The 19,763-nt window shown below is 63.5% G+C and carries 19 protein-coding genes; 9 read left to right on the forward strand and 10 right to left on the reverse strand.

Annotation, left to right across the window (positions count from 1 at the left end; all coding sequences use genetic code 11):
• Window positions 1–184: 184 nt before the first annotated feature.
• The 4 genes from ACERI1_RS04650 (at window position 185) to ACERI1_RS04665 (ending at window position 4,414) form a co-directional block, all read left to right on the forward strand.
• Entirely contained in the window at window positions 185–1,348 is a 1,164-nt protein-coding gene (locus ACERI1_RS04650) for a signal peptidase I (protein ID WP_373616910.1), read from the forward strand.
• A 43-nt stretch (window positions 1,349–1,391) separates the two neighbouring features.
• A complete protein-coding gene (locus ACERI1_RS04655) occupies window positions 1,392–2,546 on the forward strand; it encodes a DUF5305 domain-containing protein (RefSeq protein WP_373616911.1) in 1,155 nt (384 codons plus the stop codon).
• A 642-nt stretch (window positions 2,547–3,188) separates the two neighbouring features.
• Entirely contained in the window at window positions 3,189–3,800 is a 612-nt protein-coding gene (locus ACERI1_RS04660) for a hypothetical protein (RefSeq protein ID WP_373616912.1), read from the forward strand.
• A 47-nt stretch (window positions 3,801–3,847) separates the two neighbouring features.
• Window positions 3,848–4,414: a hypothetical protein gene (locus ACERI1_RS04665; protein WP_373616913.1), complete on the forward strand. Its 567-nt coding sequence runs from the start codon at window positions 3,848–3,850 to the stop codon at window positions 4,412–4,414.
• Window positions 4,415–4,513: 99 nt separating this feature from the next.
• Here ACERI1_RS04665 and ACERI1_RS04670 read toward each other — a convergent pair whose 3' ends face one another.
• Both ACERI1_RS04670 and ACERI1_RS04675 read right to left on the reverse strand, forming a co-directional pair.
• The gene (locus tag ACERI1_RS04670) at window positions 4,514–5,188 is read right to left on the reverse strand and encodes a type I 3-dehydroquinate dehydratase (RefSeq protein WP_373616914.1); all 675 of its coding nucleotides are present in this window, start codon (window positions 5,186–5,188) and stop codon (window positions 4,514–4,516) included.
• Window positions 5,189–5,245: 57 nt separating this feature from the next.
• A complete protein-coding gene (locus tag ACERI1_RS04675) occupies window positions 5,246–6,226 on the reverse strand; it encodes a transcription initiation factor IIB family protein (protein WP_008008992.1) in 981 nt (326 codons plus the stop codon).
• A 217-nt stretch (window positions 6,227–6,443) separates the two neighbouring features.
• On the opposite strand from ACERI1_RS04675, the gene yjjX reads away from it, so the two are divergent.
• The 3 genes from yjjX (at window position 6,444) to ACERI1_RS04690 (ending at window position 8,213) form a co-directional block, all read left to right on the forward strand.
• On the forward strand, window positions 6,444–6,968 hold the full coding sequence (yjjX, locus tag ACERI1_RS04680) for an inosine/xanthosine triphosphatase (RefSeq protein WP_373616915.1): 525 nt from the start codon (window positions 6,444–6,446) through the stop codon (window positions 6,966–6,968).
• Window positions 6,969–7,211: 243 nt separating this feature from the next.
• Window positions 7,212–7,433 (forward strand): hypothetical protein, encoded by a 222-nt coding sequence (locus ACERI1_RS04685; protein ID WP_373617486.1) that lies wholly within the window; start codon window positions 7,212–7,214, stop codon window positions 7,431–7,433.
• A 117-nt stretch (window positions 7,434–7,550) separates the two neighbouring features.
• Entirely contained in the window at window positions 7,551–8,213 is a 663-nt protein-coding gene (locus ACERI1_RS04690; RefSeq protein ID WP_373616916.1) for an HAD family hydrolase, read from the forward strand.
• 97 nt (window positions 8,214–8,310) lie between these two features.
• Here ACERI1_RS04690 and ACERI1_RS04695 read toward each other — a convergent pair whose 3' ends face one another.
• The 5 genes from ACERI1_RS04695 to pyk form a co-directional block, all read right to left on the reverse strand.
• Window positions 8,311–8,928: a winged helix-turn-helix transcriptional regulator gene (locus ACERI1_RS04695; RefSeq protein WP_373616917.1), complete on the reverse strand. Its 618-nt coding sequence runs from the start codon at window positions 8,926–8,928 to the stop codon at window positions 8,311–8,313.
• 221 nt (window positions 8,929–9,149) lie between these two features.
• On the reverse strand, window positions 9,150–10,331 hold the full coding sequence (locus tag ACERI1_RS04700) for an SPFH domain-containing protein (protein ID WP_373616918.1): 1,182 nt from the start codon (window positions 10,329–10,331) through the stop codon (window positions 9,150–9,152).
• 69 nt (window positions 10,332–10,400) lie between these two features.
• Window positions 10,401–11,018, reverse strand: a complete 618-nt coding sequence (locus ACERI1_RS04705) for an NfeD family protein (protein WP_373616919.1) — start codon at window positions 11,016–11,018, stop codon at window positions 10,401–10,403.
• A gap of 76 nt (window positions 11,019–11,094) precedes the next feature.
• Window positions 11,095–11,427, reverse strand: coding sequence for a hypothetical protein (locus tag ACERI1_RS04710; protein ID WP_373616920.1), 333 nt, complete (start codon window positions 11,425–11,427; stop codon window positions 11,095–11,097).
• 85 nt (window positions 11,428–11,512) lie between these two features.
• Window positions 11,513–13,270: a pyruvate kinase gene (pyk, locus tag ACERI1_RS04715; protein ID WP_373616921.1), complete on the reverse strand. Its 1,758-nt coding sequence runs from the start codon at window positions 13,268–13,270 to the stop codon at window positions 11,513–11,515.
• Window positions 13,271–13,404: 134 nt separating this feature from the next.
• Here pyk and ACERI1_RS04720 point away from each other — a divergent pair, with 134 nt between their 5' ends.
• On the forward strand, window positions 13,405–13,692 hold the full coding sequence (locus ACERI1_RS04720) for a GYD domain-containing protein (RefSeq protein WP_138778188.1): 288 nt from the start codon (window positions 13,405–13,407) through the stop codon (window positions 13,690–13,692).
• Window positions 13,693–13,775: 83 nt separating this feature from the next.
• On the opposite strand, the gene ACERI1_RS04725 is transcribed toward ACERI1_RS04720, so the two are convergent.
• From ACERI1_RS04725 to mfnA, 3 genes are all read right to left on the reverse strand, one after another.
• On the reverse strand, window positions 13,776–14,540 hold the full coding sequence (locus tag ACERI1_RS04725; protein ID WP_373616922.1) for a TrkA family potassium uptake protein: 765 nt from the start codon (window positions 14,538–14,540) through the stop codon (window positions 13,776–13,778).
• A 119-nt stretch (window positions 14,541–14,659) separates the two neighbouring features.
• Window positions 14,660–16,762: a methionine--tRNA ligase gene (gene metG / locus ACERI1_RS04730; RefSeq protein WP_373616923.1), complete on the reverse strand. Its 2,103-nt coding sequence runs from the start codon at window positions 16,760–16,762 to the stop codon at window positions 14,660–14,662.
• 301 nt (window positions 16,763–17,063) lie between these two features.
• Window positions 17,064–18,149, reverse strand: a complete 1,086-nt coding sequence (gene mfnA / locus ACERI1_RS04735; RefSeq protein WP_373616925.1) for a tyrosine decarboxylase MfnA — start codon at window positions 18,147–18,149, stop codon at window positions 17,064–17,066.
• Between the two features lie 250 nt (window positions 18,150–18,399).
• Here mfnA and gatD point away from each other — a divergent pair, with 250 nt between their 5' ends.
• Entirely contained in the window at window positions 18,400–19,656 is a 1,257-nt protein-coding gene (gatD, locus tag ACERI1_RS04740; protein WP_373616926.1) for a Glu-tRNA(Gln) amidotransferase subunit GatD, read from the forward strand.
• The last annotated feature ends 107 nt before the right edge of the window (window positions 19,657–19,763 follow it).

Genomic DNA, 19,763 nt, shown 5'->3' on the forward strand with positions numbered 1-19,763 from the left:
ATTCGAGACAGATATGGGCTCGACGACGGTAGATAGAGGCGTTCTAATCCGACGTTTTTCGCTGACAAACGGTGGCTGCAGTGGTGGAAACCAGCCCATAGCAAAACCGGACACTCATGTCCGGTGAAACGACGTGCACCGTATCTCGTCGATACGTCGTCGCGTCAGCGAGGGCTAGAAGACGATGTCAGAAACGGGAGCAGGCGATGGGACAGTGCTTCGACGAGTGGCAACGATCGGTGTCGTCGTCCTCGTCGGTCTGTTGGTGTTCGGACACGTCCTCGGTGTGCCACTCGGGCTCGGCTACGTCGAAACCGGTAGCATGGAGCCGACGATCGACGCCGGCGACGGCTTCGTCGCCGTTCCGACCGCCGTCGCCGGTCCCGTCGAAGAAGGGGACGTCGTCGTCTACGATGCACAGGAGATCGAGGGCGGCGGGCTGACGACCCATCGAGTCGTCGAGAAAACCGATCACGGCTACGTGACGCGGGGGGATGCGAATCCGTTCACCGATCAAGACGGCGGCGAACCCCACGTCACCGACGGGCAGATCGTCGCGAAAGCCTGGCAGATACACGGCGAGGTCGTGACGATTCCCCACCTCGGGACAGCCGCGATGGCCATCCAGGGCGGACTCGAGTCGGCCCAGTGGTGGCTCGCGTCGACGCTCGGCGTCCGAGCGCTGGCCGGCAGTCAGGGACTCTCGTATCTCCTGCTCGGGTTCGGGCTGGTCGTCATCGTCCTATCGGCTGTGTTCGATGGGCGTGGAACGCCCGACCGCGAGCGCGCTCGAGCACGCACGCGTAGAGACGCGTTCGATGCTCGGCGACTCGTCGTCGGGATGGGGGCACTCGTCTTCGTGGTCGCGCTGGCGACGATGGTCGCGATGTCGGGCTCGGTCGAGATCGGCCTCGTGAGCGCCGAGTTCGACTCCGAGCGGCCCGACGTCGTCCCCGCAGGCGACACGAAGACACACACGACCGAACTGCGAAACGGCGGCGTGTTGCCGGTCGTGAGCATCACGGAACCGGCTAGCGACGGCATCGAGATCGACGACGACCCGCGGGTGCTCACCCACGGCGAGCGCGTCAACGCGACCGTCGCGCTGACCGCACCGCCGGAGACGGGCTACTACCTGCGCTCGTACACCGAACGCCGGTACTTCGCGGTGCTGCCGCCGCCAGTAATCGCTCGATTGCACGCGATCCATCCATGGGTGGCGATGACCAGCGTGGCGACCGTCGTCACCGGGCTGTTCGTCCTGCCGGTCGCGCTCCTCGCGGGCACCGGCACGATCAGAACCCGGTCGCGGCGGCGATCGGATTCGACTGACGGATTCTTGAAGTGATAGCTATGCACAGGAGACGTTCGACTCTGGGGAGGTATCGACAGTGAACAGCGATCGGTTACTCGTCCGGGCGCGAGCCGCGCTCGCCGAGTGGTACACCCTCGTCGTCGTGGTGTTGCTCGCGGTGGCGCTGGTCGGCGGCTGGGGGGCGTACACGTCGCTTGCCGGCCCCGCTGAGGAGATGAATCGAGACACGACCGAGTCGTGGTCGACGACCGGCAGCTTCGACCACAGTGCGGAAGTCACGTCGGAGAACGAGGTGTATCCCGTCGGCACGGAACTCTCCGATCGGTCGGTCTACTTCACCGACGTGACGCCCGAACTCGAGGGGACGTTCACCTACCGGTACGACGCCGACGCCGGCGACGTGACCGCCAACGTCGAACTCGAGCGGGTGATCCGCTCTGCCGACGACGAACAGGAGTACTGGGTGGTCAACGAGACGATCGCGGAGACGTCAGCCGAGGGCCTCGCACCCGGCGAGGAGGTGACGACCGACTTTGCGGTCGACGTTCCCGCGACGGTCAACGAGAGCGAACGCATCGAGGAGAGCCTCGGCGGCTCGCCGGGCTCGATCGAAACGGTCGTCGTCGCGACCGTGGCGCTGCAGGGGACGGTCGACGGCGAGTCCGTCGAGCGAACCGAGCAGTACGAGTTGGCGCTCGAGCCCGACGGCTCGACCTACACTGTCAGCGCCACTGAGAGCGACCGAGACGGGGGTCAGCAGACCGAGACCGGCAGCGAGGTCACGACTGCCTCCGCCGGCGGCCTCGGGCTGATTCTCCCGCTGGTGGTACTCCTGGGATCACTGGGCGGACTCGGTGCGATCGTCGCGGCGAGACACAGCGAGCGGCTCGCGCCCTCCGAGGTCGAACTCGAGCGCCTTCGAAGCGAGTACGAGCGCAAGGAATTCGACGAGTGGATCTCTCGCGGCTCGCTGCCCGACGAGGTTCGGGATCGGCCGCGGATCGAGGTGTCGACGCTCGAGGACCTGGTGGACGTGGCGATCGATTGTGATCGGCGCGTGCTCGAGGACGAATCGGCTGGTGAGTACTACGTGGTTGATGGAGAATCGCTGTACGCATACGAATCGGAGGAACTCGAGAACAGCGATCTCCAAGGTGAGACGCCTTCTGACGGGGAAGCGTTCACCGTCGAACCCGTGACTGATGGCAGCGAGATCGAGGACGAGGAGTGACCCCTCGATCGGCTGTGAAAGCCGGTCGCTTCGGTGGCTAGCTTTCCGCGTCACCTCGAATGCGGTTCGTCATTGCGAAGCGTTCACGGGGTCGTGGCTCGCCGTTCTTTGGCACGTTCGTACCCCCGTTTCCAGCCTTCCGTTGGTGTTGAGCATGTTGGGCAGCAGTGCACGCATGGTCGGGGTACGGTCAGGTGAGGATAGCGCCTCGAAAGAGAGCAGACAGAACGTCGCCTCGAGTTTGTCACCCATCTGTGGGCGAGTGTGCGAAGGGTGCGCCCAGAACGGACTCGAACAGTTATTCCACCACAGACAAAGTCGGTGATTCATGCCTTGAAACGGGTCGTCGATGAGGCCAGTTCACAGCGTGCCGGTCTCGCTATCGAAAACGTCACGAGTTGATTATGATCCTGCTACCGTCGGTTAGACGGTCCCCAACATCTCTCGCTTCGAGTAAACAATTGTTTTCCCATCTCTGCAGACGGCCCGTGTCGAGACGACTGGCGATGGCTGCGGTCACCGCTGGCGGTGTATACAAAACAGGGAGTCTCCCATCACCCTGAATCGACGCGTCGAACTCGAGGTGGTCGACGATCGGTTGGTTGACGCGAGCTCGAGAGAGACGCGACAGGTGACAGAACTATGGAACGACGTAAATTCCTGATCGGAGCAGGGAGTACAGCTATCGGTGCAAGCGCGCTCGTCGGTTCAGGCGCATTCACGAGTGTAAGTGCGAATCGAAAGCTAGTGGTTGAGACTGCTGACGATGCTGACGCGTTGTTAGCGCTTGAGGCAGAAGGTACGCCGAACGCTAACGAGTATGTCGATGAGACCGGTAACGCAATATCAATCGATATCTCGACCGCAGCTGGCGACGGCGTCAATGACGACGCGAAAACCATCGTCCGGAATCTCTTCCAAGCGAGTAACGAGGGTTCACAGGCAGTGTACGTGTGGGCAGAAGGACTCCCGACTGGAGTCTCCATGTTCCATGACGACGACGGTGGAACGAACTACAAAATGACAGGTACCGGTAATAACCAGGGTGCATTCTCAGACACAAGCAATCTTGATCCCAGTGACCCAGCCGACGTAAACGACCCAAAGAACCCAGCAGGATACGAAGCTGCACCCAAGCTTACGGTCGGAGAGACCCTACACAACATTGGCCTCTCAGTCGATACTACAAATGGAGAGGTCAACTTCGACGATGACATCGTGATCAAAGCTGTCGCCGCGGCCGAGGTCGAGTAACTGGATTTAGCTGACGGGCGTAAACGTCGCGCCCGTTTGTTATAATCATGAAAAGACGACAGTTCATCGTCGGTCTAGGCGGGCTCGCGGCCAGTTCCAGTCTCGTGCTGGGATCCGATGCCTTCACGAGCGTCGGCGCCGAGCGTCGTTTAGACGTCCAGACCGTGGATGACAACGATGCGTTGTTGATACTCCAACAGCTCGGCGACGGTAAACGAAGTGTCGAGGACGATACACCCGAGAAAGTGGAGTTCAGCTTCCCCGGTCTGGAGGAACGATTAGATGACCCCCGTCTCGGACTCGGCGTCGACTCTGTGTACGAGTTTGACCGAGACGCTAACGAGTCAGGGGATCAAAATTCCACCGAAGGCCTGCTCCGCATCGAGAATCGGGGGACACAGACCGTCACGGTCTACTCCAAACACGAGACCAACTCCGAACTCGAGATCGAACTGTATGACGTGGCGGACGACGATGAAACGTCGCTCCGAGACGACCCTGCCGAACTCGGTGTCGGTGAACACGTCGACGTCGGATTCCGAATCCGGACGTTCGGGGCCGACGCTGGTACCTTCGACGAAACGCTCACGATCATCGCAGAAAAGACGGAGTAGGAACGGTGGGCCCGGTGCCGTTACGGCCGCGGGAAGATTTTCTTTTCTCCTTCGCGAACCAGTACACCGTTCTTCTCGGTTGAGATTACTGAGCAGTAATTAGGCGAGATCAGAAACGAGCCGTGACAGTGTCTCGAGGTCGTACTGTCCCGGCGCAGTCGCCTCCGCAGGATCGACAGGCGCATACCCAATTTTCGACCCGTACACCGGAGCCACCGCACGTGTGTGACTCCCGACCTCGCCCATCGCCATCGTGGCAACAGTGTCCCCGTGCGAGGTCAGCTGCTCGGTCGCCGACAGCAACGCGAGCGTATCGGCCTTCGATTCGGCTGTCACCGCCAGCTTCGCCACGTCGGCGTACTTGCCCGCCTCGGTTAGCGTCCGCACTAGTTCTTTCCGTGGCGGTGTCCCTTCGAAGTCGTGGGCCGACGCGACGATCGACACGTCGCGCTCGCGAGCCGTCTCGAGCACCCCCTCGGCTTCCCCATCCAAAATCGACTCGAGTTCGACGTCAATCGCCTCGACGGCCTCGAACGCGGTTGCCTCGGCCAGTGCCTCGAGTCGTCCTTCATCGTTAGCCTCACCACCCTCCCATTCGGCCCGGTTCGTCGCGAGGATCGGCAACTCGCCGTCGTAGGCCTCGAGCGCAGCCAGCGGCTCGTCGGCTAAGTCCATTCGAAATTCGATCGCATCGGCGTGCTCGCGGGCCGCAGGTTCGTCCGAGAGGTCGGCTGTCGACGCTGCGAGCACGAAGGAATCGAAGGTCAGTCCCATTGCTACGGAGTGCGGTCCAGCGCGACAAAAACGGTATCGTTCCGGCGAGTGCCGCGATTATGCCATTCCGATGGTCTCCTCGGCCTCGAGGAGCTCGTGGTACCGGTTGCGGATGGTGACTTCGGAGATGTCGGCAACGTCGGAGACGGCAGCCTGCGTGGTCTTCTCGTTGGTCAGCAGTGCGGCGGCGTAGACCGCGGCGGCCGCAAGGCCGACCGGCGACTTGCCGCTGTGGACGCCCTTCTCCTTGGCGTTCTGGAGCAGCGAGCGCGCGCGGTGTTCGGCCTCGTCCGAGAGTTCGAGCCCCGAGGCAAAGCGGGGGACGTAGCTCTCGGGGTCGGCGGGCTGGACCTCGAGGCCGAGCTCGCGGACCACGTAGCGGTAGGTGCGCGCGATTTCGTTTTTCTCGACACGGGAGACGTCGGCGATCTCGTCGAGGCTCCGGGGGACGCCGGCCTGGCGGGCGGCAGCGTAGACACAGGCCGTGGAGACGCCCTCGATGGAGCGCCCAGGAAGAAGGTCCTCGTCGAGCGCGCGCCGGTAGATGACGCTGGCCGTCTCGCGGACGTTCGTGGGGAGGCCGAGCGCGGAGGCCATCCGGTCGATCTCGCCGAGTGCCTGTTTCAGGTTGCGCTCCTTGGAGTCGCGCGTGCGGAAGCGCTCGTTCCACTTGCGCAGGCGCTGCATCTTCTCGCGCTGGCGCGAGCCAAGCGAGTTGCCGTAGGCGTCTTTGTTACGCCAGTCGATGTTCGTCGAGAGCCCCTTGTCGTGCATCGTGTTGGTCGTGGGCGCGCCCACGCGGGACTTCTCGTTTTTCTCGGCGGCGTCGAACGCACGCCATTCGGGACCGCGGTCGACCGAGTCTTCCTCGACGACCAGTCCACAGTCCTCACAGACCGTCTCGCCGTGTTCGTCGTCAACGACGAGCTGGCCGGCACATTCGGGACAGACCAGGTCTTCGTCCTCGGTTTCGGTCTCCTGTTCGTTCGTTTGGGGTTCGCTACGTCGTACTCTCGTGTTCGATGGTGCGTTAGTCATACGGTGGCGAGTGCTGCCCGGCCGAACCGATCGCAAAAGCCCGGACGGATCCGTTACCTCCCACGTTCAGACACTCGAAGGATAAGGGTTTCGAAATCTCAGCCAGATAAGCCTCGAAAACGGGTAATTCGGGCAAAAGAGTATGATAGATAGAAACATTAAAGCACAGTATCAGCCGAACCGGAGCCACCAACTGTCCGCCGTTCGAACGGTCGCTATGAAGCTTGCAGTCGGCAGTACAAACCCTGTCAAGGTCGACGCAGTCGAGCGAACGCTCGAGCCATACGAACCGACCGTCGTCGCCGTTGACGTCGACTCCGGGGTGGGCGAACAGCCGTGGTCGATCGAGGAAACCGTCGCCGGCGCCGAGAACCGCGCCCGGCGAGCGCTTGCGGCGACCGATGCCGACTATGGCGTCGGGCTCGAGGGAGGGGTGGCGCGACTCGAGGGCGTGCCGGGACTCTCGTTGATCATGTGGGGAGCCGTGACCGACGGCGATCGACTGGAGCGTGGCAGTGGCCCGGCACTGCGGCTTCCCGACAGCGTCGCCGAGCGGGTTGACGCCGGTGCGGAGTTGGGGCCGGTGATGGACGACCTGCTCGGAACTGACGGCCTCGCCGAATCCGAGGGTGCTGCAGGCGCGCTGACGGCTGGGCTGACCGATCGAACACGGGCACTCGGTGAAGCGGTCGCGTGTTCGATCGGCCCGTTTCTCACGGCGTATTACGGCGGCGACGATTGACGCCCGTCGAACGGCTGGCGCGCTTGACGGTCGATCCACTGATCTGATCACATCGACCAGTAATCATCACGATCAGCTGAGTGTCAGAACCACGAATGGTTTAACCGGCTGTACCAACGGACCCTTTCCGACCGATTATTCATCTCTTACTCGCGGGTAAAACCGCATGACTGGAGCCAGTTAACCGTGCGTACCAAACCCCCTAAGGTCGATCCTGTCATCCACAGATGTATGAGCACTGCAATGGCCCCCGACCTCACGAGCAAACAACAGCGGATTCTGGAGTACCTTCGGAACAACGCGGCGACGAAGACGTACTTCAAATCCCGCCTCATCGGCAAGGAACTCGGGATGACGGCGAAAGAGGTCGGGTCGAACATCACCGCCCTGCAGGAAGGCAACTACGACGTCGAAATCGAGAAATGGGGGTACTCCTCCAGTACCACCTGGAAAGTCGACGTTTAACGCCATCTCGGCATCCGGTGCCATTTCAGCTCGTTTTTACCGATCGTTTCGACCGTCGCCACCCAGCGACCAGCGACGCCGAACTCTCTTTTCGCTGCACGCCCTCCATCCGGATAGATGACGACGGTACTGTTCGACATGGACGGGGTCCTCCTCGAGGAGCCACGCACGGACCCGCAGGTATACGCCGACGCAGCGGACGCGGCCCTCGCCGAACTGGGAGCCGAACCGACGCCGGCCCAGCGTCGCGACTTTAGAACCCACGAGTACGAACGGATTCGGACACACTGCGAGGAGCTCGGAATCGATCCGGCACGGTTCTGGACACTGAAGGAGACACACGCCTCGAGTGGCACGCACGACCGCCTTCGGTCGGGTGAGCGCGGCATCTACGAAGACGTTGCGGCGATCCGCGAACTGACCGATCGAACTACGACCGGTCTGGTCACCAACAATCGCCAGGAAACAGCCGAGTTCGTCACGGAATTCGTGGGAATCGATTTCGACGTCGTTCGCGGGCGCGATCCGACACTCGAGGGCTACGAACGCCGCAAGCCAGATCCGTACTACCTCGAGGAGGCACTCGCCGAGCTTGACGTCTCCGACGGGCTCTACGTCGGCGACTCCCCGAAAGATGTCGTCGCCGGACAGGCGGCTGGCCTCGAGACCGCGTTCCTCCGGCGGTCGCACAACCGCGAGCGCGAGTGTCCGCCGAACGCGACCTACGAACTCGAGTCACTGACCGAGGTGCTGTCGGTCATCGACGAACCAGTACTGTAAGACGATCCGACCTACGAACTCGAGTCACTGACCGAGGTGCTGTCGGTCATCGACGAACCAGTACTGTAAGACGATCTTACCGGCTGCTAATAGTGGCTTAGCCGCGGTAGTCGAGTAACTGATCGGCGTTCCGGGCGAAGTTTTGTGCCCGCTCGCCGAAGGAGTCGGCGTGACCGACGACCAGTAACAACACCGCTTCCGGGCGCTCGACGGCGTAGCCATCGTCCCGCGAGAGGAGGCCGGCCTCCTCGAGTTGGCCGGCGTACTTGCTCACCGTCGGGGCCGAGACGTCGAGCGCCTCGGCGAGGTCGCCGGCGGTGGCGTCGGGATTCGACAGGAGTTCGATCAGCATGCCGCGCGGGGTCTCCCGCCGCAGATAGCCAAGCGCCCGTTTCTCGAATTCGTCGAACCGACCGGCTGTGACGAAGCGTTTGTAGTCGCCGTCGCGATAACGCTCGATCGCACCCGCGTCCTCGAGCCGACGCAAGTGATGTTGGGTTTCGCCGGTGCCGAGCTGGAGGTCGTCACGGATCTTCGAGAAGTGCGCACCGGGCGTCGTCGAGAGATAGCCCGCGATCGCGTCGCGGGCGTCGCTTTCACCCGTTTCGGCCGCCGCCGAACTCGATCGGCCAACCAGCGGGGAGGCGGCACCGAGAGCGGCAAACCGGCGGAGGGTCGCTCGTTTCTCGTCGTCGACCCCATCGGGTGCTGTCATTACTATCTATCGTCCAGCACGGCGCGCCCGGTAAAACCGGTTTCGCTCCGCTTTGTTCACTGAAAACTACTAATTAGCTCTCGAATACAGTTCGAGCACGTGATACAAAACGGGGGTGACTGCGGGCCAGCGCCGTCCGATAGTAGCCATGAGTTCGAAGGCGATGGAATTTCAGCGAAAAGCGACTCAAAAGGGGCGGCGCTGACCGACCGAGTCCGTCGTCAGTTGTTCGTCGCAGTATCCTCCGTGTCGTCGTTCGGCACGTCAGTGCCGCCGTCGGTCTGTCCCTGGAAGTCCTGATCCATTTCCTCGATGACCTCGTCCGGATCGGAGATCTCCGCGGGATCTTTTCCTTCCTTGATCGCCTGGGCCTCCTGTTCCATCGCCTCGACGTCCATGTCCGCCTCCTGATCGATCTCGCCGATGATCTCGGCGATGTCGTCGAGCCCGATCAGCTCGCGGGTTTCCTCGTCGAACTCGCGGCTCTCGAGTTCAGCGCCGTCGGCTTCGACGTCGCTGCCCGAGAGGTGCTTGCCGTAGCGCCCGACCAGCGAGGTGAGTTCCTGGGGCATGACGAACGTCGTCGACTCGCCCTGGCCGATGTCGGCGAGCGTCTCCATACCCTTGTCGATAACGGCGCGTTCGCCCATCGATTCGGCCGAGCGCGCCCGCAGGACCGTCGAAATCGCGTCACCCTGGGCCTCGAGGATCTGGCTCTGTTTCTCACCCTGGGCGCGGATGATCTCGCTCTGTTTGTCACCCTCCGCTTTCTCGACGGCACTGCGGCGTTCACCCTGTGCCTCGAGGATCATGGCACGGCGTTTCCGCTCGGCGGAGGTCTGTTGTTCCATCGCGCGCTGGACGTCCTTCGAGGGGTTGACCTCGCGGACTTCGACCGACTCGACGCGGATCCCCCACTCGTCGGTGGGTTCGTCGAGTTCCTGGCGGATGCGTGCGTTGATCTCTTGGCGTTTGTTCAGCGTGTCGTCGAGTTCCATGTCGCCGAGCACGGCACGCAGCGTGGTCTGGGCGAGATTCGAGACGGCGCGCTTGTAGTCGTCGACCTGGAGGAAGGCCTTCTTTGCATCCATCACCTTGATGTAGACGACGGCGTCGGCGGTCACCGGCGAGTTGTCCCGCGTGATCGCTTCCTGCCGGGGGACGTCAAGCGTCTGCGTTCGCATGTCGAACCGGTAGGTGTTCGAGACGAACGGCGGGACGAAGTTGATCCCCGGCTCCAAGAGTTTGCGGTACTCACCGAAGACTGTGAGGGCACGTTTCTCGTACGCGTCGACGATCTCGATCGCACTGAGCAACGCGGCGATGACGAGAACGAGGACGAGGGCACCGACGATTAACAGGGCACCGCCGGTAGTTTGCAGTGGAACCAATGATGTCACCATATTTCGGGGTTACGACGGCGGGGAGAAAAGCGTTCCCTTGTTTCAGCAACATATGCGCGAGAATGTCACTCAGTTTCCCGATCGTTCCGTCTCGGTTTCGGTCTCCCGCTCGTCGTCGACATCGTCAGTTCGCTCGCTGTTGGGTCGGTCGGTGGAATCGGGCTCGGGCTCGGACGACTCGTCCATGCGTGCAAGCGCCCGATCGATCTCGTCTTCGCCGAGTGCCTCAAGCGATTCGACCGTCAGTACGTTCCCGCCGCCCGGATCGAGAACGATGATCTCTTCACCCTCCGAAATCGTGCCATCGGTCGTCCGTGCGCTATAGTAGGGCGCAAAGCCGCCGCCGTCGAGTTTGACCTCGCCGTCGCGAGTCGTGACGGTCTCGGTGACGTAGCCCGTCCGACCGGCAAGCGAATCCGAGTCCGTCGTCCGGGCGGTCCCTTTCCCGCCGTAGAAGTCGAACTCCCGGTAGACGTAGGCCGCAGCGAGCCCGATGACGAGCGTCAATGCGGCCAAGATGAACGGGCTCGCTGCGGGCGGGAAGACCATACCCACGAGGCCGGCACCGACCAGCGCGATCCCGATGACGATGAGGTGGGCACCGGGCGAGATGGCCTCGAGGACCATCAACACGAGCCCCGCAACGAGCAACAACAGCGGGATATTCCCCACGAGGGATTCGACCATATGCGGGGTTAGGCCTTGTGCCGATTAAATGTTTACCGCACGGAAGAAGTGAGATAATCGGTCGAACGTGGACAGCTCACCCGAGCGGCAGCATCAGGAGGCGAGCGATGACGAGCACCATCGCAATCGCACCAAGCAAGACGAACAACGCGTTCTCGAGGTCGGGATCGCCGGGTTCGATCGGCGTCGAGCTGGCTTCGGGTGTATAGCCGTCAGACTCGGTCTCGGTCGCGTCATTGGCCCCGTCGTTCGCAGAGAGATCGAGCGGGATCCGATCGTCCTCGTCGGCTCGCTCGACGCGATCGGCCGGGCTCGAGTCGCTTGCCGGTCCGCTGTCCGGGTTCGCCGTCGACGACTCGCTCCATCGATCGTCGGCGTCGTCGCCGGGTCCGGACGGCTCGTTTGCCATACGCAGCTATACTGGCCCGGGCGTCAAAAACCCGCGGTCCGAACCGTGGCGGCGTGAGTAGAGGGGGCCCGGGCAGTCGCGAGTCTCAGGCACGCTCGTGTCGGTCCCCGATGTCGCCGCCGTAGACGACACCGTGTTCGGCGTCGAGGGTGACCGCTTCGCCCTCCGTCAGCGCCGTGACGTCGGCATCGCTGAGCATCGGAATCCCCAACTCACGCGCGACAAGCGCCGGATAGCCGGTCATTCCTCGCTCGGCGTTGACGATGCCGCCGAGGCGGCTCGTCTCGCCGGAAAACTCCTCGTCGAAGTCGGCAGGCAGTGCGACAATAGCCCCGTCGGGCACCGCCGAGAGGTCGCCGTCCGACAGATGGACGACCGGGCCGGTCGCCCGCCCCTCGACGACGACCTGGCCGGTCGTCAGCGTGTCGGCGGCGACGTGGACTTTCAGCATGTTCGTCGTGTTCGCCCCCTCGAGTTCGGTCATCATCCCACAGAGGACGACGACGGTATCGCCGCTTTCGGCGACACCAGCATCGAGGGCGGCCTGGACGGCGTTTTCGACGACGGCGTCGGCACCCTGCCCCGAGACGTCGGCGTACAACGGGGACACGCCCCAGCTCAGCGCGAGTTGGCGACGCACTTGCTGGCTCGGTGTCGAGGCGACGACCGGCACACCGGGGCGATACTTCGCCGTCTTCAGCGCCGTATAGCCGGACTCGGTCGCAGCCACGACGGCGTCCGCATCGATGTCCCGCGCAAGGAATCGCGCCGAGCGCGCGAGGGCGTCGGTCCGCGCCTCGCCCGAGGCTGGGACCCGCTGCTCGAGTAACTCGGCGTACTCGTTGGATTCTTCGACCTGTCGGACGATGCTGTCCATCGCGTCGACGACGGCCACAGGATGGTCACCGACTGCTGTCTCGGCCGAGAGCATGACCCCGTCGGTGCCGTCGAGGACGGCGTTGGCGACGTCCGAGGCTTCCGCGCGCGTCGGTCGACGAGCCGTGACCATCGAGTCGAGCATCTCGGTTGCCGTGATAACCGGGCGTCCCGCCTCACGGCAGGTTCGGATGATCCGCTTTTGGATCATCGGCACGTCCTCCATCGGACACTCGACACCGAGGTCGCCGCGTGCGACCATCACGCCGTAGGCCGCGTCGATGATCTCGTCCATGTTCTCGACCGCGCCGGCGCGTTCGATCTTCGCGATGATCGGGATGTCCGCCCCCAGTTCCTCGAGCACCTCGCCGACCTCGTAGACGTCTTCGGCGTCCCGGACGAAACTCGCCGCGACGAAGTCGACGCCTTTCTCGACTGCGAGCTCGAGGTCTTTCCGGTCCGATTCCGTGACGACATCCAATCCAAGTTCGACGCCGGGGACGTTGACCCCCTTCCGGCCGCCCAGTTCGCCGCCGGTGTCGACGCGGGCACGAACCCCATCGGCGTCGGTCTCGAGGACGGTCGTCTCGATCAGGCCGTCATCCAGCAGGACGCGATCGCCCGGCTCGACGGCGTCGATCGGCAGCGAGAGCCCGATCGTCTCCGGGGTTGCCTCGTCGCCGTCGACGAACCGGATCTCGGAGTCGGTCTCGAGCGTCACCGTCTCGCCCTCGGGCAGCGGTGCGGTCCGGATCTCCGGGCCTTTCGTGTCGAGCATGACTGCGACGGGTTCGGCTCGCTCCTCGTCGACATCGCGAACGCGGTCGATCAGGGCCGCACGATCCTCGCGAGTCCCGTGACTCGCATTCAGCCGTGCGACGGACATCCCAGCCGCGGCGAGGTCCCGAATCGTCTCCCGGTCGTTCGACGCAGGCCCTAGCGTACAGACGATCTTCGCGTTTCTCATATCGTGAGCTACCGCCAGCACTCCCTAAAAGATGGTCACTTACTCGCGTTCGAGTTGCTGTCTTCACCCTGTTGACCGTCGCCCCGTCGTCTGCCACGCCAACCGTTTTTTGCAGATCGCCCCTCCGACCCGACATGCCAACTTACGCTACGCTCGTCAATCTCGACGACCGCGATGTCCAGAACGCACAGGAACTCGCCTCGATCTGGGGCGAGATCAGAACGGAGTTCGAAGCGCACGGAGCGAAACTTCACGACTCCTATGCGGCCCTCGGCGGGTTCGACTTCCTCGTCGTCTTCGAGACCGACGACGACGAGGCAGCGTTCAAATCGGCGTTGACGCTCCACCGCCACGGCCTCGAGGGCGAGACGATGGAGGTCGTCCCGACCGAGGACTTCTCGCAGGTCGTCGACGAGGTGTGATTCATACGATCTGCTGTCAGTCAGTACCGGTGCACCCACGATCGTCCTGCGGGTGCACCAGTAACCAGTGACAGGAAACCGTATCAGTCCGCCGGTCGCTCGAGCAGCCGGGTCACGCGCTCGCCGCTGACGACTTCGGGGATGATGACCGCGTCGGCACCGGCTTCCTTCGCGACCGACTCGTACATCTCCTCACCGACGCGAACGAGGATTTCGGGTGCGTCGGTTGCCGTCCCGCTGACGACCGCGATCTGGATGTTGACGTTCGAATCGTCGATCGCGGCGACGAGTTTCGTCGCTCGCTCGACGCCCGCGGCGCGCAATGTCTGTTCCTGTCTGGCGTCGCCCTCGACGAGCAGATGACCGTCCTCTCGAACGCGTGCCGCGGTGTCTTCGTCGCGCTCGATGACGACGACCGTTCGGCCCGCGTCGGCGAGCCGGTTGGCGATCGTTCGTCCGAACATGCCGTACCCGCAGACGATAACGTGCTCGTCGCTGTCGTCGATTCGTCGTTGCATTGTTGCTCGTGATACCTCCGTTGGAATCCGTCCGCCGAACGTCTCGGTGACGACCGTTTCGCCGATCCACAGCCCCGAGAGGACGATTCCGACCGTCACCACGATGGCGTAAGCCTTCGTCGCTCGCTCGGGGCCAGCATGGTCCTGAAAGTGCAGGTCGATACTCGTCAGATCGACCAGCCAGAACGTCGCCTCGAGGGGACCGACACTGCCGAGAGCCGAGAAGCCGACGATGCCGGCGACGACGACCGTGGCGAAGCAGCCGATCGGGACCAGTGCCCGTCGCAGGACCGGTCGCCCTGCGAGGTGGGAAACGAATCCTCGGTGCACAACTGAGGCATGATAGCAGCCCACATATTTCTATCCGTTGGTGCAAACGTTAGTCGATCCGCACGGCTAACGTGACTACCAAGTCCGATATCGGCAAAAATTCGACGAACAGGACGCCGTTACTGGATCTTCTCGCCGAGCGCGGCGTTGCCGTGGGTCGTCAGCAGGTCCGCCTCGTCGCCCGCTGCGAGGATCATCCCGTTAGATTCGACGCCGAACAGCTCTGCGGGTTCCATGTTCGCCAGCAGCACGCACCGCGTCCCCGGCAGTTCCTCGAGGTCGTGGAGTTGCTTGATCCCCGCAACGACCTGGCGCGTCTCGAAGCCGATGTCGACCTCGAGACGCGCGAGGTCGTCGGCTCCCTCGATCCCCTCGGCGGCGACGATTTCGCCGACGCGGATGTCCAGTTCCTGGAAGTCCTCGAATCCGATCCGGTCCTCGAGCAGCGGCTCGAGATCCTCGGTGTCTGCCATATCGCTGGTTTCGTCCCCGTCGGTGTCGTCGCTTTCGGTTTCGGCCTCGTCGTCATCGTCAGCCGCGGCGGCTTCGACGCGTTCCTCGAGTTTGGCGGTTAGTTCCTCGACGCGCTCGTCTTCGATCTTCGCGAAGAGTTCGCCGGGTTCGTCGAAGGACTGTGGTGGTGCCGCGAGTGCCTCCTCGAGTTGGGCGTCGGCGATCTGGCCGTCCTCGCCGATCTGTGTCCACAGCGCCTGAGCCTTGTCGGGGGTGATCGGCTCGAGGATGACGGCGACTGCCTTGGCGATCTGGACACAGTCACGGATAACCTGTGCGGCCTTCTCGGGGTCATCGTCGGTGAGCTTCCAGGGCTCGTTGCGCTGGATGTACTCGTTGCCGAACTGTGCGAGCTGGGTCGCGGCCTGCCCGACACCGCGCATGGAGTAGTCGTTGACGTGCTCGCGGACGTCGGCGATCGCCTCCTCGATGCGTTCTTCGACCACCTCGGAGACTGCAGTGTCGGGGGTGCCCTCGTAGTTACGGTAGGCAAACAGCAGCGAGCGATACCAGAAGTTGCCGACGGTCCCGACGAGTTCGCCGTTGACTTTCTCCTGGAAGGCCTCCCAGGAGAAGTCGACGTCCTGCTGGAGCCCGCCGGTCGTCGTCAGGTAGTAGCGCAGCAGGTCGGGGTGGAACCCTTCCTCTAAGTACTCCTTCGCCCAGATCGCGCGATTTCGGCTGGTCGAGAGGCCTTTCCCGTTGATCGTGATGAAGCCGGTCGCGGCGATCCCGCGCGGCTTGTTGTAGCCTGCCCCCTCGAGCATCGCTGGCCAGAAGATCGTGTGGTGCTGGATGATGTCCCGACCGATGACGTGCATGATCTCGCCGTCGCCTTTCCAGACCTGTTCCCAGTCGAAGTCGTCGGCGCGCTCGGCGTACTGCTTCGAACTCGAAATGTACTCGATCGGCGCGTCGACCCAGACGTAGAGGACGAGGTCGTCGCCCTCGGTGTCAGCCTCCCCGTTCGGGTAATCGATCCCCCAGTCCATATCGCGCGTGATACACCAGTCCTGCAGGCCGTCTTCGATCCACTGGCGGGGCTGGTTGCGCGCGTTCGAGGTCCCCTCGAGGTCGTCCAAAAAGTCGGTGAGGAAGTCAGCGAACTCCGAGACCTCGAAGAACTTGTGGGTCCGCTCGCGGTACTCCGCGGGATTGCCCGTGATCGTACTCGTCGGGTCTTCGACCTCACCTGGTTCGAGGTGGCGCTGGCAGCCTTCGTCACACTCGTCGCCGCGGGCTTTCGCGCCACAGTAGGGACAGGTACCCTCGACGTAGCGGTCGGGGAGGTACTGGTCGGCATCCGGATCGTAGGCGACCTGGATCTCCTTCTCGTAGATGTAGCCCTCGTCGTCTAACGTGCGGACGATTTCCTGGGTCGTCTCGACGTTGGTCTCGTCGTGGGTGTGGCCGTAGTTGTCGAAGTCGACGTTGAACTGCGGGAACGTCTCCTCGTACTGGTGGTGCCACTCGAGTGCGAAGTCTTCCGGATCGACGCCCTCCTGTTCGGCGTTGACGGCGACCGGCGTGCCGTGCATGTCAGATCCGCAGACATAGATCGAGTCCTGGCCAAGCGTCTGCAGCGCACGATTGAACGCGTCAGCACCGATGTACCCCCGCAGGTGACCGATGTGCAGGTCGCCGTTGGCGTAGGGCAACCCGCAGGTCACGACGGCGGGTTCGTCCGTCGGAAACTCGTCGTTGCTCATGGTCGTCACGTTGCGCTGCCGGGCGTAAAACCCGCCGGTTTCGATCGCCCGACCGACGACCGCTATCGATTCGGCGAACAAGCAGACCACATGCGGTGGCGCGCACTGAAGCGCAGTGAACGACAGGTGGACTGCGCTTCGACACTGCGTGAGGGATGAGCGAGGGAAGACTGACCGAGCGAATCGGCTGGGGTGGGTGTGGTACCTATAGGTGCCAGTCCGAGCAGAGCGCTTGCTTCGGAGCCGGACACAAGAGAGCGGTTCACAAAACAGCGCGACCAGCCTGTTCAGCCCTCCCCGCTCAATCGTCACTCGCGACCGGCACGCTCGCACGAACCTCGAGCCGGTCTAAATCCCCGATAAACGACGCCAGCATCTCGCGGCTGACGTGGGGCATACAGACGACACGTAGCTCGCCCGTGGCGGTCCGCGAAATCCGCCAGCCCTTCGCGCGTAAGGCGTCGAACGTCGACCGGGGCACGTCGGCTGCGACCAGCGGCAGCGTGGGGTCGGCGACCTGGTAGCCGCGTTTCTCCAAGGCGTCGGCGAGCCACTCGGCGTTGTTCTGTGACCGGATGTACTGGCTGCGATAGCCGGTGGGCCAGAGTTCTTCGATCGCCGCAACGGCGCTTGCGACCCCGGCACCCGAGCGGGTGCCGGTCAGCGTCGCCTGCGAAGTCGACTCGAGATAGGGCGTATCGACGGCGAGTTCATCAAGCAGTTCCGGCGAGCGCACGAGTAAGCCGCCCGAGGGCACCGCGGCCTGGCCCATCTTGTGGGGGTCGATCGTCATTGTGTCGACGGCGGCGTGGCCGAAGTGCCACTCGTAGTCAGTGAAGGGGAGGACGAACCCGCCCCAGGCGGCGTCGACGTGGAGCATGGCGTCGACCGAGTGGGCGATCTCGCCGAGGACCGGAATGGGATCGACGCGGCCGTACTCGGTCGTCCCCGCGACGCCGATCACCAGCGCCGTATCCTCATCAACGCTGGCGCGGACCGCTTCGAGGTCGGCTCGATGGCGGTCGTCGGTCGGGACGATTCTGAGTTCGACGCCGAGCAGATCGGCGGCTTTCTGGAAGCTGAAATGGCCCGACTCGGGCATGACGACGTTGGGCGTCCGACTGTCGGCTCGCTCGCGGGCGATACGGACGGCCTGGATGTTGGCTTCCGTCCCGCCGCTGGTAACGTATCCTGCCGGGTCGTCCAGGCCCGCGATCTCGCCCAATAGACTGATCGCGTCGTCCTCGAGCGCCGAGACGTTGGGATACGTGCCTGGATCACCGGGATTCGTCGCGAGAAACCGCTCGGCCGCGTCGCGCGCCGCCGGGTGGGGTTCCGTACACATCGACGAAAGAACCCGGTCGAACGCTTGCGGCTCGATTTGCATATCACGTATGTAAACGGTCGTCGGTTTATTTGTTGCGTTTGACGATGTTTCTCGACAGCAGCCGGTTCGACGCCGCTGCGGACTGGACGTTCGGTGAGGAACGAGAGCCATCACGGGCCAGCACTGCACGCCCGATCGAATGACAGCACTCCGATCAATGTCTCGCAGTTGATGTGGAACCACCCTGACGGTAGCAACTCACGCCCGTCGAAAGCGTGCCTTCAAGTCCGCCGCCGCGCAACGCCTCCCTATGAACCCAGGCGACCGCGTCCGCGTCGACCGCGCGGATCGCACGTACGAAGGCGTGTTGCTCCCCTCGAGTACGGACGAGCACCTCGTGGTGAAACTCGAGGGCGGCTACAACGTCGGCGTCGATCGCGACGATGCCGACGTCGACGTCCTCGCGGAAGATGTCTACGAGATCGACGGGACGGACTCGACGGGGACCGACGAGGGCGAGAGTTCCGAAATCGAGTTCGACGACGACCTGCCGACGATCTCACTCATTTCGACCGGCGGGACGATCGCCTCGACGGTCGACTACCGCACCGGCGCAGTGACGGCGCAGTTCGACGCCGAGGACGTCCTGCGCGCCGTTCCCGACCTCGCGGGCCGGGCGAACTACCGTGGCCGCGTCGTCGCCAACATCCTCTCGGAGAACATGGAGCCGCCGCTGTGGCAGGACCTCGCCCAGGCCGTCTACGAGGAGATCGAGGCCGGTGCCGACGGCGTCGTCGTCATGCACGGCACCGACACGATGCAGTACTCTGCATCGGCACTGTCCTTTATGCTCGAGACGCCGGTTCCGATCGTCTTCACGGGCTCGCAGCGCTCGGCCGACCGCCCCTCGTCGGACAACGTCATGAACGCCGTTTCGGCCGTCGAGGCAGCCAAAAGCGACTGCGCGGAGGTCATGGTCTGTATGCACGCCTCCGAATCCGACGACCGCTGTGCGCTCCACCGCGGCACTCGCGTGCGAAAGAACCACACCTCGCGCCGGGACGCCTTCGAGACCGTCGGGGCGAAGCCGATCGGCGAAGTCGACTACGAGAACGAGGCGATCACGTTCCGTCGCGACTACCAGCAACGCGGCGAGGCCGACCTCGAGCTCGTCGACGACCTCGAGGACGACGTCGAACTCGTCAAGTTCACGCCCGGGATGGACCCCGCGTTCCTCGACATCGTCGAGGGAAGCGAGGGGCTGATCATCGAGGGAACCGGTCTCGGCCACGTTCACACCGACCTCATCCCACGACTCGAGGAACTGATCGACGACGGCACGACGGTCGTCATGACCAGCCAGTGTCTCGAGGGGCGGGTCTGTGACCGGGTCTACGACACGGGTCGGGACCTGCTCGAGGCGGGCGTCATCGAAGCGGGCGATACGTTGCCAGGGACGGCCAAGGTCAAGCTGATGTGGACGCTCGCGAACAGCGAGGACGTCGAAGAGGCGATGGGAACGTCGCTGACCGGCGAGCTTCAGGCGCGGTCGGTTCCCTGGGAGTAGACGACTCGATCCCCCGATATTCTGAGTGCTGTCGATCGTTGGCTTTCGAACTCGACGGGTGCCGAAGGCTGCAAAATTCTTTGCCGACCGCCCACGTGAGACGTATC

Origin of the sequence: Natrinema sp. HArc-T2 (assembly GCF_041821085.1) — an archaeon.
In the GTDB taxonomy this organism is placed as follows: Archaea; Halobacteriota; Halobacteria; order Halobacteriales; family Natrialbaceae; genus Natrinema.

What these genes read in the sequence shown, in the direction of transcription:
- ACERI1_RS04650 (WP_373616910.1), top strand. Translation starts at nt 185, where the DNA reads ATGTCAGAAACGGGAGCAGGCGATGGGACAGTGCTTCGACGAGTGGCA.
- ACERI1_RS04660 (WP_373616912.1), top strand. Translation starts at nt 3,189, where the DNA reads ATGGAACGACGTAAATTCCTGATCGGAGCAGGGAGTACAGCTATCGGT.
- ACERI1_RS04665 (WP_373616913.1), top strand. Translation starts at nt 3,848, where the DNA reads ATGAAAAGACGACAGTTCATCGTCGGTCTAGGCGGGCTCGCGGCCAGT.
- ACERI1_RS04670 (WP_373616914.1), bottom strand. Translation starts at nt 5,188, where the DNA reads ATGGGACTGACCTTCGATTCCTTCGTGCTCGCAGCGTCGACAGCCGAC.
- ACERI1_RS04675 (WP_008008992.1), bottom strand. Translation starts at nt 6,226, where the DNA reads ATGACTAACGCACCATCGAACACGAGAGTACGACGTAGCGAACCCCAA.
- yjjX (WP_373616915.1), top strand. Translation starts at nt 6,444, where the DNA reads ATGAAGCTTGCAGTCGGCAGTACAAACCCTGTCAAGGTCGACGCAGTC.
- ACERI1_RS04685 (WP_373617486.1), top strand. Translation starts at nt 7,212, where the DNA reads ATGGCCCCCGACCTCACGAGCAAACAACAGCGGATTCTGGAGTACCTT.
- ACERI1_RS04690 (WP_373616916.1), top strand. Translation starts at nt 7,551, where the DNA reads ATGACGACGGTACTGTTCGACATGGACGGGGTCCTCCTCGAGGAGCCA.
- ACERI1_RS04695 (WP_373616917.1), bottom strand. Translation starts at nt 8,928, where the DNA reads ATGACAGCACCCGATGGGGTCGACGACGAGAAACGAGCGACCCTCCGC.
- ACERI1_RS04700 (WP_373616918.1), bottom strand. Translation starts at nt 10,331, where the DNA reads ATGGTGACATCATTGGTTCCACTGCAAACTACCGGCGGTGCCCTGTTA.
- ACERI1_RS04705 (WP_373616919.1), bottom strand. Translation starts at nt 11,018, where the DNA reads ATGGTCGAATCCCTCGTGGGGAATATCCCGCTGTTGTTGCTCGTTGCG.
- ACERI1_RS04710 (WP_373616920.1), bottom strand. Translation starts at nt 11,427, where the DNA reads ATGGCAAACGAGCCGTCCGGACCCGGCGACGACGCCGACGATCGATGG.
- pyk (WP_373616921.1), bottom strand. Translation starts at nt 13,270, where the DNA reads ATGAGAAACGCGAAGATCGTCTGTACGCTAGGGCCTGCGTCGAACGAC.
- ACERI1_RS04720 (WP_138778188.1), top strand. Translation starts at nt 13,405, where the DNA reads ATGCCAACTTACGCTACGCTCGTCAATCTCGACGACCGCGATGTCCAG.
- metG (WP_373616923.1), bottom strand. Translation starts at nt 16,762, where the DNA reads ATGAGCAACGACGAGTTTCCGACGGACGAACCCGCCGTCGTGACCTGC.
- mfnA (WP_373616925.1), bottom strand. Translation starts at nt 18,149, where the DNA reads ATGCAAATCGAGCCGCAAGCGTTCGACCGGGTTCTTTCGTCGATGTGT.
- gatD (WP_373616926.1), top strand. Translation starts at nt 18,400, where the DNA reads ATGAACCCAGGCGACCGCGTCCGCGTCGACCGCGCGGATCGCACGTAC.